This is a genomic window from Mesorhizobium sp. M7A.F.Ca.US.008.03.1.1 (assembly GCF_003997495.1).
Classification (GTDB): domain Bacteria; phylum Pseudomonadota; class Alphaproteobacteria; order Rhizobiales; family Rhizobiaceae; genus Mesorhizobium.
Genome location: NZ_RZRU01000017.1, coordinates 111,099 through 122,943, shown reverse-complemented (window position 1 = coordinate 122,943; position 11,845 = coordinate 111,099). Strand labels below are relative to the sequence as shown.

General features: G+C 61.6%; 12 protein-coding genes. 7 read left to right on the top strand and 5 right to left on the bottom strand.

Translation table 11 applies throughout. From position 1 onward, the window contains the following. Positions 1-60: 60 nt before the first annotated feature. The 3 genes from EOA16_RS22590 (at position 61) to EOA16_RS22580 (ending at position 2,611) form a co-directional block, all read left to right on the top strand. Positions 61-711 (top strand): OmpA family protein, encoded by a 651-nt coding sequence (locus tag EOA16_RS22590; protein WP_013531371.1) that lies wholly within the window; start codon positions 61-63, stop codon positions 709-711. Between the two features lie 240 nt (positions 712-951). Then, positions 952-1,557 carry a hypothetical protein gene (locus EOA16_RS22585; protein ID WP_127260216.1) on the top strand — a complete coding sequence of 202 codons (606 nt, stop codon included), beginning with the start codon at positions 952-954 and terminating at the stop codon, positions 1,555-1,557. Positions 1,558-1,702: 145 nt separating this feature from the next. Next, positions 1,703-2,611, top strand: coding sequence for an ankyrin repeat domain-containing protein (locus EOA16_RS22580; protein ID WP_245456000.1), 909 nt, complete (start codon positions 1,703-1,705; stop codon positions 2,609-2,611). Between the two features lie 199 nt (positions 2,612-2,810). Here EOA16_RS22580 and EOA16_RS22575 read toward each other — a convergent pair whose 3' ends face one another. The 3 genes from EOA16_RS22575 to EOA16_RS32745 all read right to left on the bottom strand — a co-directional run bounded on the left by EOA16_RS22575 (position 2,811) and on the right by EOA16_RS32745 (position 5,905). Next, positions 2,811-4,397 (bottom strand): DEAD/DEAH box helicase, encoded by a 1,587-nt coding sequence (locus tag EOA16_RS22575; RefSeq protein ID WP_164754356.1) that lies wholly within the window; start codon positions 4,395-4,397, stop codon positions 2,811-2,813. Positions 4,398-4,599: 202 nt separating this feature from the next. Beyond that, positions 4,600-5,373: an NAD kinase gene (locus EOA16_RS22570; RefSeq protein WP_023812117.1), complete on the bottom strand. Its 774-nt coding sequence runs from the start codon at positions 5,371-5,373 to the stop codon at positions 4,600-4,602. A gap of 280 nt (positions 5,374-5,653) precedes the next feature. Next, entirely contained in the window at positions 5,654-5,905 is a 252-nt protein-coding gene (locus EOA16_RS32745) for a hypothetical protein (RefSeq protein ID WP_164754355.1), read from the bottom strand. A gap of 210 nt (positions 5,906-6,115) precedes the next feature. Between EOA16_RS32745 and EOA16_RS22565 the strand changes: the two genes are divergently transcribed. The 4 genes from EOA16_RS22565 (at position 6,116) to EOA16_RS22550 (ending at position 10,832) form a co-directional block, all read left to right on the top strand. After that, complete coding sequence (locus EOA16_RS22565; RefSeq protein WP_127260214.1) at positions 6,116-7,078, top strand: NAD-dependent epimerase/dehydratase family protein; 963 nt, start codon at positions 6,116-6,118, stop codon at positions 7,076-7,078. A gap of 361 nt (positions 7,079-7,439) precedes the next feature. Continuing rightward, positions 7,440-8,474 carry an extracellular solute-binding protein gene (locus EOA16_RS22560; protein WP_127260213.1) on the top strand — a complete coding sequence of 345 codons (1,035 nt, stop codon included), beginning with the start codon at positions 7,440-7,442 and terminating at the stop codon, positions 8,472-8,474. 88 nt (positions 8,475-8,562) lie between these two features. Then, a complete protein-coding gene (locus tag EOA16_RS22555; RefSeq protein ID WP_127260212.1) occupies positions 8,563-9,990 on the top strand; it encodes an amidase in 1,428 nt (475 codons plus the stop codon). Between the two features lie 140 nt (positions 9,991-10,130). Further along, positions 10,131-10,832: a TetR/AcrR family transcriptional regulator gene (locus EOA16_RS22550; RefSeq protein ID WP_127260211.1), complete on the top strand. Its 702-nt coding sequence runs from the start codon at positions 10,131-10,133 to the stop codon at positions 10,830-10,832. Positions 10,833-10,838: 6 nt separating this feature from the next. Here EOA16_RS22550 and EOA16_RS22545 read toward each other — a convergent pair whose 3' ends face one another. Next, positions 10,839-11,600 carry an MBL fold metallo-hydrolase gene (locus EOA16_RS22545; protein WP_127260210.1) on the bottom strand — a complete coding sequence of 254 codons (762 nt, stop codon included), beginning with the start codon at positions 11,598-11,600 and terminating at the stop codon, positions 10,839-10,841. Positions 11,601-11,602: 2 nt separating this feature from the next. Next, positions 11,603-11,845: TOBE domain-containing protein (locus EOA16_RS22540; RefSeq protein ID WP_127260241.1), on the bottom strand; the 243-nt coding region annotated here is incomplete at its 5' end.

Sequence of the window (11,845 nt, the reverse complement as noted above, 5' to 3'; positions counted from 1 at the left end):
AGTCGCGGGAAGGGCTGATTTGGCGCCACCGCAAGGCGTGACTTGGAGAGGGACCATCCTATGAAAAAGACTGTGCTCGTCGTCGTGGCGACGGCTGTGCTCGTGAGCGCCTGCACCACCACCGATCCGTATACAGGAGACCAGAAGATTTCCAACACGGCGGCCGGCGCCGGCCTTGGCGCCCTGGCGGGTGCCAGCCTTGGCCTGCTTGCCGGCGGCAATGACCGCCGCAATGCACTGATCGGCGCCGGCATCGGCGCGCTGGCCGGCGGCGCCATCGGCGCCACCATGGACCAGAACGAGGCCGAACTGCGCCGGCAGCTCGAGGGCACCGGTGTCAGCGTCACCCGCAGCGGCGACCAGATCATCCTCAACATGCCGTCCGACATCACCTTCAACTCGGATCAGGATGCGGTGAAGCCCGGCTTCTACCAGGTCCTGAACTCTGTCGCGCTGGTGCTGAAGAAGTTCAAGCAGACCACGGTCGACGTGTTCGGCCACACCGATTCGACCGGTGGCGACCAGCACAATTTCGATCTGTCGCAGCGTCGTGCTTTGGCGGTGGCGAACTATCTGTCCGGTCAGGGCGTGGATCAGCGACGCTTCGCAGTCACCGGCTTCGGCAAGACGCGTCCGGTCGCATCCAATGCCACGGCCGAAGGTCGCGCCCAGAACCGCCGCGTCGAGATCCAGTTGTCGCCGCTCACCTGAGCTGTTCGGGAAGTCAATGCGAAACGGCCCCCGGATGGGGGCCGTTTTTGTTTGAGCGGCGCTCTTCAGATGGGTGTGTCATAAGATTAGCTATTGCTAAAATAATTGCTTTCCCGCGGCCATGGAAAGGAATAGCATCGTCGCTGTTCAGGAGAGGATGAGGCGGTACAACTGGCCGCGCAATCAGCATTTTTTCCGCCTCGGTCTTGCACGGCCAGATCAGAAATCTGGGAGGAATGCATGACAAGAACAGCCAGCCTTGGGCGCTGCGGCGTCCTCGTTTTGACAGGTTTGGTAGGCGCGTGGCTGAACGTTGCTTCGGCTCGGGCCGAGGACGCCAACAAGGCCGACATCGAAGCCTTGAAAAAATCGCTCGCCAAATATGAGGATTACACCGCCGCCGTCCGCGATCTCTATCTGTCGACGGTCGGCTGCGTCTACTACAGCGGAGAAAAGATACCGGGCGCGATGGATTACCCGAAGGGCGCCATGGGTATCCACTTCGTCAATGTCCCGAGTGTCGGCCAGAAACTCGACCCCATGCACCCCAATGTGCTGATCTACGAACCGACCAAGAAGGGTTTGCGGCTGGTGGGCGTGGAATGGCTGGTGCCTCTGACGCCGGACATCAAGGAGCCCCCGAAACTGTTTGGCCAGACCTTCATGGGGCCGATGGAGGGGCATTATCCACTCATCCCGAAGGAGTTCGTCCACTACGACCTTCATGCCTGGCTCGGTGACAATCCGAACGGCATGTTCAGTCCGACGAACCCGAACGTGAAATGCAGCAAGGCCGAGTTTCCGATGCTGGAAAAACCGACCAAGATGATGCCTGGGCCGATGTAACGGGCGAGCGGGCATGGTTAGATCAAACACGTATGTCTGCTTCCGAGGCGAAGCGGCCATTCTCGGCTACCGTTGCCATGCCCGCCGCCAGCAAGCCCTTGTTCCAAGATAAACCTATCATGGAACTCTCATCACAGAGGGTACAATGATCAAGCGGGGACGCATGTGGGCGATAAGGGCTTCGTGGGTCCTTTGGCTTTTTACACTGCCCGCCCAGGCTAGCAACTTAGGTGATCTTGTCAGGAATGGCGACGTCGCAGCGGTGACTTCCGCCTTGGACAAAGGCGCCGCTATTGACGAAATTGACGGTGTTACGGCGCTCTATATCGCCTGCGAAGCCGGACATGTCGAGTTGGCAAAACTTCTGATCAATCGTGGGGCGGATGTTAACCTGCCCGTCAGTTGGCAAAGAACGCCACTCTACGCCGCCAACAAGGGTGGGCACGCCGACATCGTGAAGCTGTTGCTCGACAATGGGGCCAATCCAAATCAGTTGGCCAAAGCCCAGACCCCGCTGCACGTCGCTGCCGAGAATGGCTGCCTTCAGTGCGTCATCCATCTTGTGGATGCTGGAGCAGAGGTCAATGCACTGACATCGAATGGAAATCCACCCATACATTTGGCTAAGCTCAGTGGTCACGACGACGTCGTGGCCTACTTGCGCAGTCATGGCGCCGCACGACCGGCCCTAGCGCCGATTTCGCCACGACTTGCATCGGCAAACGCTGAATCGGGCAAAGAATTCTTCGGCAGAACGTGCGGGGTTTGTCATCTCGCAGCGCCGGGGGTCAAGGTTTCCAAAAAGGCCAATCTGTGGGGCATCGTAGGGCGGCGGAAGGCTTCGCAAAGTGATGTCGAGTATTCGTCAAGTCTGAAGGACGCTGGTGGCAATTGGACCTTTGAGGAACTCAATTTTTTTATCTCAAACCCCGCACTCACTTTGCCTGGAACGGATATGATTTTCCCGGGTCTGAAGGACGAGAAGGAGCGAGCAGACCTCATCGCTTACCTGCGGACCTTGAGTGACACACCGTTGCCGCTTCCCGAGAATTGATTGCTCCTGTCTGGCGGGTACTGTGATTCCGGTGCCGATACATGCCGTGTGGCCAGAAGGGAGATCATCTTCCGCCAAGGTTCGCACGTTCCTGGATATGCTGGCGTCCGGCCTGGAGCTAAAGAACCTTTAGCCGCCCGATCGCTTTCGCAAGCGGCTACAGGCTTTGCGCGTCCAAAAGGACGCACGCACCGCAATATCAGACCTTTGCGACGATCCGCATGAAGGCCGGCATGTCATCGCCGAAGCCGACGGTGGAATCGTTGTCTTCCTGGCGGTGGCGGGCAGGGCGGTTGCTGTCGCGCTGCGGCCTGGTGTCGCCGCGTTCCGGTGCGCGCTGTTCGTTGCGCTCGGACGATTTGCGCTCGGTGTTTTCCGAACGGATCGCTTCCTTGCGCGAGCGCCGTTCGCCGGTGTCGGCGGCTGCGACCTCGGCCACCGGCTGATCCTCGCGGACCGTTTCCGGTGCCGTGTCTTCGCTGCGCTTGGCGTGGCGTTCGCGCGGTTTGCGCTCGCCGCCCTTTTCCCTGCTGCGATCGTCGTCCTTGCGGCCGGCGCGGCGCGGCGCGCCCTTGCCACGGCGCGGAGCATCGTCCTCGCCGCCTTCGCTGGCAACCACCGTCGACAAGTCGCCGTCATGCCACTCGATCTTGTTGCCGATCAGCCGCTCGATGGCGTCGATGTATTTGGTGTCCGACTTGGTCGCGATGGTGAAGGATTTCCCGGAGCGACCGGCGCGGCCGGTACGGCCGATACGGTGGACATAGTCCTCGGCGTGGATCGGCACGTCATAATTGAAGACGTGACTGACGTCGGGGATGTCCAAGCCGCGCGCGGCGACGTCGGAAGCGACGAGATAGCGCAGCTTGCCGTCGCGGAAATTGGCCAGCATCTGCATGCGCGCGCGCTGGTCCATGTCGCCATGCAGCGCACCGGCGTCGAAATCATATTTCAGCAGCGAGCGGAACAGCTCCGCCACTTCAACCTTGCGGTTGCAGAAGATGATGGCGTTCTTCAGCTCCGCGTCTTCGGCCTTGATCAGATTGCGCAGCGTCTCGCGCTTGTCCCATGGCTTGGAGCCTGATTTGACCAGCCGCTGGATGATGTTGGTGGCGGCGGATGCTGCCTTCGAGACCTCGACGCGCACCGGCGCGTGCAGGAATTTCTCGGTCAGCTTGGTGATTTCAGGCGGCATCGTCGCCGAGAAGAACAGCGTCTGCCTGGTGAACGGGATCATCTCGCAGATGCGCTCGATGTCGGGAATGAAGCCCATGTCGAGCATGCGATCCGCTTCGTCGATGACGAGGATCTCGACGCCGTTGAGCAACAGCTTGCCGCGCTCGCGGTGATCGAGCAGGCGGCCGGGCGTCGCGATCAGCACGTCGACGCCGCGCTCCAGCTTCTTGTTCTGTTCGTCGAATGAGACACCGCCGATCAAGAGCGCGATGTTGAGCTTGTGGTTCTTGCCGTATCGGATGAAATTCTCTTCGACCTGCGCGGCGAGCTCGCGCGTCGGCTCCAGGATCAGCGTGCGCGGCATACGCGCGCGGGCCCGGCCGTTTTCGAGGCGGGTCAGCATCGGCAGCACGAAGGAAGCCGTCTTGCCAGTGCCGGTCTGGGCGATGCCCAAAATATCCTTGCCGAGCAAGGCGTGCGGGATCGCACCAGCCTGGATCGGCGTCGGCTGGATATAACCGGCGTCGGTGACTGCGGAAAGGACCTTCGGCGACAGGCCGAGGTCTGCGAAGGTCAACGCTTCTTGAGCGGTCGTGGTGTCTGAGGACAAGTGTTGTTGTCTTTGGCTGGTTCGGGGAAGCGCAACGGCGTCTAATGGCGTCTGTCGCGGCAAGCGCCACACGCCTGCAAGATTGGTATTGCAATTAGGAGCAAGCCCTCGATTTGTCAACAGAAACGGGCAGCAATGGCACGATTGTGAAGTTGTAACCTTAATCGGGATGCTTAATCGACCTGTCGGTCGCAGCGCCGGCTCAATAGCGGAACTGTTCGGCGAGAATACGCTCGTTCCAGGAATGATTGGGATCGAACAGCAACGTTGCTGTCGCTGTTGGTGATTCTCGCACCGTTACCGAGGTCACCGCCTTGACCTCGGTATGGTCGGCGGCGGCGTTCACCGGCCGCTTTTCCGGCTCGCGGATGTCGAAGCGCACGGTCGCCTTGTTGGAGAGCAGCGCGCCGCGCCAGCGGCGCGGGCGAAACGGGCTGACTGGGGTCAGCGCCAGCAACGGCGCGTCGAGCGGCAGGATCGGTCCGTGCGCCGAAAGATTGTAGGCGGTGGAGCCGGCCGGGGTTGCGATCATGACGCCGTCGCAGTTCAGTTCCTCAAGCCGGACCTGTTCGTCGACGGTGATGCGGATCTTGGCCGTCTGGTACGATTGACGCCACAGCGCCACCTCGTTGATCGCCAGTGCCGAAATCGTTTCGCCTTCCGACGTCACGGCCAGCATCTCCAGCGGGCGGATCGTTTCGGCGACGGCGGCTTCGAGACGCTCCGTCAGGCCACCGGAACGATACTCGTTCATCAGAAAACCGATGGTGCCACGGTTCATGCCGTAGACCTTCTTGCCTGTCCCCATCGTGTCGCGCAGGGTCTGCAGCAGGAAGCCGTCACCGCCAAGCGCGACGACGATCCCGGCCTCCTCGACGGAAGACTGGCCATAGCGCGCCGACAGGCTTTCCAGCGCCGTCTTGGCGTCAGCGGTGTCGGACGACACGAAGGCGATGCGGCTGGCGGCTTTGCTCATGGCTCCCCGATGACGACCGGTTGGCAGCGGCAGGGCCGCGCCAACGTCGGGTTAGCATGGGCGGGGTACGTCTGCAAAGGGAGCCGCCATCCCGGCTGGCACGGCCATCCCGGATGGCAACGCCATCCCGGATGGCAAGGCGACCGCGGGACGGCGGATGCTGACTTGCCGTTCGCGTATCATGTCAAAGGCTACGCGAATGTGATGGTTAAGACCGGCCTTAAAGTCTCGTAAAGCCGGATCGGTCATGTTAGCCGGCAGTGGATGGGTGGCGTGGGGGCTAGCCAGTCGAGGCCGACATATTGCCGGTAACACGCCTGATCATCGTCTTTCTGATGCTGGGAAGCTTCGCGTTGCTCTTTGCGGAACTGGTGCGCCAGTCCGAAGAGACGAGCTTCCGGCCGCAGCCCACGGCGTCGCGCTGTGGTGATGCAGCCGGGGCACCATGCCCGCAAAGGGCGCTGTAGCCTGAAATGTCCTGAGCATCTTCGCGATGGCGGGCAGCATCGGCGGCCGCTTCGATGCGCGACATCGCGTGGCGGTTTCTCTCCTTGGAAGCAGAGGCCGGTCGGCCGCCGCACATCCCATCGTGAAGGCTTGCTCGTTGCGCTCGCGGCGCCTGGCGGTGTAGATGATTGCACTGATTGGCGGGAAGGCTTTTGGGTAGCCTCGTATCCGCTGTTGTGGGGAAACAAGCCCTGCGGCTCGTTGACTGGCCGGGTGTCTGGAGCGGGGGTTTTCCATGTCACGCAGCGTATTGGTCTCTGGCGGCTGCGGTTTCCTGGGCTCACATCTGGTCGACCGTCTGTTGCGGCGAAGCGATCTGGAAAAGCTGGTCGTCGTCGACAATCTTTGGACCGGGACGCGAGACAACGTCGCGCATGTCGCCGATCCGCGTTTCGATCTGCAGATTGCCGATGCCGAAAGCTTTTCATCCCTTCAGCGCTTCGATGAGATCATCCATCTCGCGTCGCCGGCGTCGCCGCTTTGGTACATGCGCGAGCCGGTACGCACGATCAAGGCCAACATCGGCGGCGCGCTCAATCTTCTGACGCTGCTCAAGCCCGGCGGCCGTTTCTGCTTCGCCTCGACCTCGGAAGTCTATGGCGACCCTCACGTTTCACCGCAGCCCGAGAGTTACAGGGGATCGGTGGACTGCACCGGTCCCAGGGCCTCTTATGATGAAAGCAAGCGCTGCACCGAGGCATTGCTGTTCGAACAGCAGCGGGTTGGCGGGCTCGAGATTCGCGTCGTCAGGATTTTCAACACATATGGGCCGCGAACCCGCATCGACGACGGACGTGCCGTTTCGAACTTTGCCATCCAGGCTCTGACAACCGGGGTTCTGACGGTTTATGGCGACGGCTCCCAATCGCGCAGTTGGGGCTATGTCGACGACATCGTCGAGGGGTTGGAACGATACTTCTGGCGCGACGGCATCTCGCATCGCGGCCCTCTGAACATCGGCAACGATCACGAGGTTTCGGTCCTGCGCATTGCTGAATTCGTCAGGTCACTCGTCCCCGGCAGCCGCATCGAGCACCACCCTCCGGCTCCCCACGATCCGACAAATCGGCGTCCGGATCTGACTTCGGCGAGGCACGTCCTTCCTGGCTGGGAAGCCAGGACGAGCTATCAGGAAGGCATCGGGCGCACCTTCGATTGGTTCCGCCAGCGAATTGCGGCCGCGGGCATTACGGCCTGACGCGCCCGGCGTCGCGGCCAAGGTTCCTTCCTAGCTGCCCACTGAGTCCACCACATCGGGCGCATCAATCGGTAAGCCATGGCCGTATCCGTCGAAAGATATTGACTGTATGTTTAGTCATAGTTACTCCTCAGGCCGAGAATTGAGTTGGACAGCCGGCGCCAGCCGGAATGGCCACCATGAAGAGGGGAATATCTCGACTGCGATGCGGCTTGCCGTTGCCGGCGCGCCGCATGCCGCAAGTGCGATGTCGACGGCCCTTCTTGTGCCGTCGATCGGCATTGTCGCGGCCGTCTTTTCGTCAGCAGGAAACGGACCCGAGGCCATAACGCCACTGGTCCCAACAATGGGAGCATGCAGCATGAACTGGAAACTGACCGCGACGGCCATCGGCCTGTCGCTGCTGACTGTCACGGGCGTGGCCCGTGCCGACGGCGAGCTCAACATCTACAATTGGGGCAATTACACCAGCCCCGACCTGATCAAGAAGTTCGAGGAGACCTACAAGGTCAAGGTCACCGTCACCGACTATGATTCCAACGATACCGCCTTGGCCAAGGTCCGGCAGGGCGCCTCCGGTTATGACATCGTCGTGCCCTCGGCGAGCGTCATGCCGGTCTGGATCAGCGAAGGTCTGCTCTTGGAGACCGATCCCAACAAGATGGAAAACTTCAAGAACGTCGATCCCAGGTGGGTCGATGTTCCATTCGATCCAGGCCGTAAATATACCGTTCCATGGCAGTGGGGCACGACCGGCATTTCGGTGAACAAGTCGGTTTATGCCGGCGACCCGAACACATCGGCGATCTTCCTCGACCCACCCCCCGAGCTCGTCGGCAAGATCAATGTCGTACCCGAAATGGGTGACATCATGTTCCTCGCCATCGCTTACGAGGGTGGCAAATACTGCAGCAGCGACATGCAGATGCTGAAGAAGGTGCATGACAAGCTGGTGGAGGCGAAGGCGAAATGGCTTTCGCTCGACTATGCGGCCGTCGATGGCCTGGGCAGGGGCGACATCGCCGCGGGTGTCAACTGGAACGGCATATCGCTGCGCGAGCGGCTTGAGAACGACAAGATCGTCTATGGCTATCCCAAGGAAGGCTATCCGATCTGGATGGACAATGTCGCTGTCCTCAAGGACGCCAAAAATATCGACAACGCCAAGCTGTTCCAGAATTTCATCATGGATCCGCAGAATGCGGCACTGATCTCAGCCTTTGCGCGTTATTCGAACGGCATCAAGGGCTCGGAAGCCTTCATGCCCGACGACATGAAGACCGCGCCGGAAGTCAACATTCCCGCCGAGTTCGCCGCCAAGGGCCAGTTCATGCAGGCCTGCCCGCCCGACGTGCAGGCGCTCTACACGAAGATCTGGACCGACCTGCAGAAATGACCTGACCAGGCTTTCCCGCGCCGCTGCACGCGGCGCGGTCATCTCCCGTCCATGCCAAACGCGATGCGCAGATCGCAGGAGACTTCCCATGACCGATCTCGACCTTTGCTACATGCCGGCCAGCGAGGCGCTGCGGCTGTTCAAGGCGAAGAAGCTTTCGCCTGTCGACTTGATGCAGGCCACCATCCGCCGCGCCGAGGCCACCAAGCCGACGATCAACTGCTTCACCTTCACGCATTTCGACGAGGCGATGGACCTGGCTGGGAAAGCCGAGGCGAAATACGCGAGGGGCGCCCGGACCGGGGCGCTCGAGGGGCTGCCGATCGGCATCAAGGACGAGAGCTACGTCAAGGGCAAGCCGACCTCGCATGGTTCGCTGCTGTCCGGGGATGCCATCGGTGGCCATACCTCGACGATGAACGAGCGCATTATCAAGGCCGGGGGCATTGTCCATGCCCGCACGGCGACGCCTGAATTCAGCTGCGCCGGCTACACGTGGTCGAAACGCTGGGGCGTGACGCGCAATCCGTGGAACCCGGATTTCACGCCAGGCGGTTCGTCCGGCGGTGCGGCGGCAACGCTGGCTTCCGGCACGTCGTCGATCGCCACCGGCTCGGACATTGCCGGATCGATCCGCATTCCGGCGTCGGCCTGCGGTCTTGTCGGCTTCAAACCGCCTTACGGGCGCAATCCGGACGAGCCGCCGTTCAATCTCGATTTCTATTGCCACACCGGACCTTTGGCGCGAAACGTCGGGGATGCGATCCTGCTGCAGAACGTGATGGCCGGACCGAGCCCGCTCGACATCGCCACGCTACGCCCGAAACTGCGGCTGCCGCTCGACTACAAGCCGATCAAGGGCTGGAAGATTGCTTTCTCGATGGACCTCGGTTCTTTCGAAGTGGACCCCGATGTGCGCAAGAACACGCTTGCCGCCTGCGATGTGTTCCGCTCGCTTGGCGCCACGGTCGAGGAGGTCGATCTGGGCTGGGGCGACGACGTGCTCAGGGCGGGCATGGCCTATCTCGAGCATTTGTTCGGCGCATCGCTGTCGCAGTTGCTCAAGGAGCACGGCAAGGACATGACGAGCTATGCCAGGCAGTTCGCCGAGGACGGGCAAAAGTCCAAGGCCACCGACTTTGTCGGAACACTCGAAGTGGCGGCCAGGATGTACCAGACGCTGGGGCCGCTGCTGGAGACCTATGATGTGCTGATCTGCCCGACCAACGCTCTCCCCTCCGTGCCGGCGGAGTTCGATCAGACCACGGGCACGGTCGAGATCAACGGCAAGCAGGTGAACCCGTCGCTTGGCTGGGTGATGACGACGCCGTTCAACATGATGAGCCGTTGTCCGGTTCTGTCCATCCCTTCGGGCCGGGCGGCAAGCGGCGTGCCGACAGGCATCCAGATCGTCGGCCGCACCTATTGCGATGCCGATGTTTTCCGCGCCGCCATGGCCTATGAGACGGCCAAGGGGCAGTGGTACACAAACGCCGAAACGCGTCCGTCGCTATAACGGGGCGATGCGGCCCTTGCCGCGATGGTGGTTGAACTGCGGTCTCGGTTGTGGTGAGCCGACGCCGGACACCTCGAATAAACGGATCCGTGGCGGCGCCAGCGATCGCCGCCAGAAGGTCCGAAAGGAACTGGACGAAGATGGCGCAACAAAAGGCTGCGGCGGCAAAGCGCAAAGGCGCAATGGCGAAGAATGGAAGTGCGGCAAACGATGCCGCGCCGCCCAAGGACCGTCGGCGCGAACGCGGCGAAGCCAGCGTGCAGCGGATCATCGACGCCACCATCGAGCTCATCGCGGAGGAGGGGCTGGCAAGCGTCACCATGCAGCGCATCGCCGAACATGTCGGCTCGTCCAATGCCCTGGTCGTCTTCCATTTCCGCAGCAAGGAAAACCTGTTTCGCGCCGTCCTCCAGTATCTCAGCGATCGATATGATGAGCTGTGGGTGACGTTGGTGCGGGCGCCCGGCCTGTCGCCGGTTGAGCGGGCTTTGGGCGCGGTCGATTGCGCGCAACGTTTCGCCCGCCAGCATCCAAAATGGGTTTCGGTCTTTGTCGTATTCTCCAGCGACCGCAAGAGCATGCAGATCTACAACGAGATCGGCTTGCCGAGCGACCTTGCCTACACCGCCGAGGCGCGCGAGCTGCTGATCGAGATTTCGCGCAGCGGCGGTTATACCGGCGTCGACATCGACACCCTGTCGGAGAGCCTGAATTATCTGGTTCATGGCGCCTGGTATTGGGATCATCTCAATCCATCCAGCCGGGATACCAACGTGCTGCGCAAGACCATGCTGCTCCTGCTGCATCAGGCGTTCCCGCGGCATTTCGAATTGATGCGTTGATCCAGTCTACGGGCTCTGCCGCAGATGGCAGCCCGCCTGCCGCTTTTGCGCCAGATATTCGTCGACAAGCTGACGGTAGCGCACCTTGCCGAAGCTCGGAAAATGGCCGCCATGCACGACCGAGACATCGAGGTCGCGCAGGTGCAGGAGCGTGGCGACATAGTCATCGACAACCGAGTGGTAGACGTCGTCGATCAGCGGACCGTCATAGATGATGTCGCCTGATAACAGGATGCCCGTCCTGTTTTCGTAAAGCGCGATGCCGCCGGGTGAATGGCCAGGCGTGTGGATCACCTCGAAGGCACGGTCGCCGAGATCGACGACGTCGCCATGCGCGAGCAGGCGGCCGGCTGGCGCCGGCAGGATGCCGTAGCGCGTCGTGTCCCAGCCTTGCGGCTGGCGATCGAACATCTCGTCCGTCGCATAGGTGCCGGCGGCGGTCCATTCGTTGCGCGGATCGGCGAGGATTTGAGCCTCGGCCGCGTGCACGCAGCGCTCGGGAAATTCGTGGTGGCAGCCGATATGATCGAAATGCGTGTGGCTGGCGACGCAGATCAGTTGTCGCTCGCTCACCAGCGGCACGTGACGCCGGAGGCTGAAATGGCCAAGCCCGGTGTCGAAGAGAAGGTCGCGGTCGCGGCCGCGCACATGCCACATGTTGCAGCGGAAGAACGGTTTTATCCAAGGCTCGTGGATCAAGGTCACGCCATCGCTCATGCGGATGGTCTCGTACCAGTCTGGTGCCTCGATGACCGCAAGTGTTGCCATGTTCAATCCGTCAGCAGGATGATCTGGTCGGTATGGCAGGAAATCGCGACGGTGTCGCCCGGCTGGACGGTGGCTGTCGCCGGCAGCCTGGCGATGAAATGAAGCGAGGGGTCTTCGACGGAAACGGCGAGCACGCGCTTGAAGCTGCCCTGGAAGACGACGTCGCTCACCTCGGCCGTGCCGAGCCTGACACCGCCGCTGGTCTCGCCGAGGACAAGATGCTCCGGCCGTATGGCCAACTCAAC

Coding starts and splice junctions, on each gene's coding strand:
- EOA16_RS22590 (WP_013531371.1), top strand. CDS start 61: ATGAAAAAGACTGTGCTCGTCGTCGTGGCGACGGCTGTGCTCGTGAGC.
- EOA16_RS22585 (WP_127260216.1), top strand. CDS start 952: ATGACAAGAACAGCCAGCCTTGGGCGCTGCGGCGTCCTCGTTTTGACA.
- EOA16_RS22580 (WP_245456000.1), top strand. CDS start 1,703: ATGATCAAGCGGGGACGCATGTGGGCGATAAGGGCTTCGTGGGTCCTT.
- EOA16_RS22570 (WP_023812117.1), bottom strand. CDS start 5,373: ATGAGCAAAGCCGCCAGCCGCATCGCCTTCGTGTCGTCCGACACCGCT.
- EOA16_RS32745 (WP_164754355.1), bottom strand. CDS start 5,905: ATGTCGCGCATCGAAGCGGCCGCCGATGCTGCCCGCCATCGCGAAGAT.
- EOA16_RS22565 (WP_127260214.1), top strand. CDS start 6,116: ATGTCACGCAGCGTATTGGTCTCTGGCGGCTGCGGTTTCCTGGGCTCA.
- EOA16_RS22560 (WP_127260213.1), top strand. CDS start 7,440: ATGAACTGGAAACTGACCGCGACGGCCATCGGCCTGTCGCTGCTGACT.
- EOA16_RS22555 (WP_127260212.1), top strand. CDS start 8,563: ATGACCGATCTCGACCTTTGCTACATGCCGGCCAGCGAGGCGCTGCGG.
- EOA16_RS22550 (WP_127260211.1), top strand. CDS start 10,131: ATGGCGCAACAAAAGGCTGCGGCGGCAAAGCGCAAAGGCGCAATGGCG.
- EOA16_RS22545 (WP_127260210.1), bottom strand. CDS start 11,600: ATGGCAACACTTGCGGTCATCGAGGCACCAGACTGGTACGAGACCATC.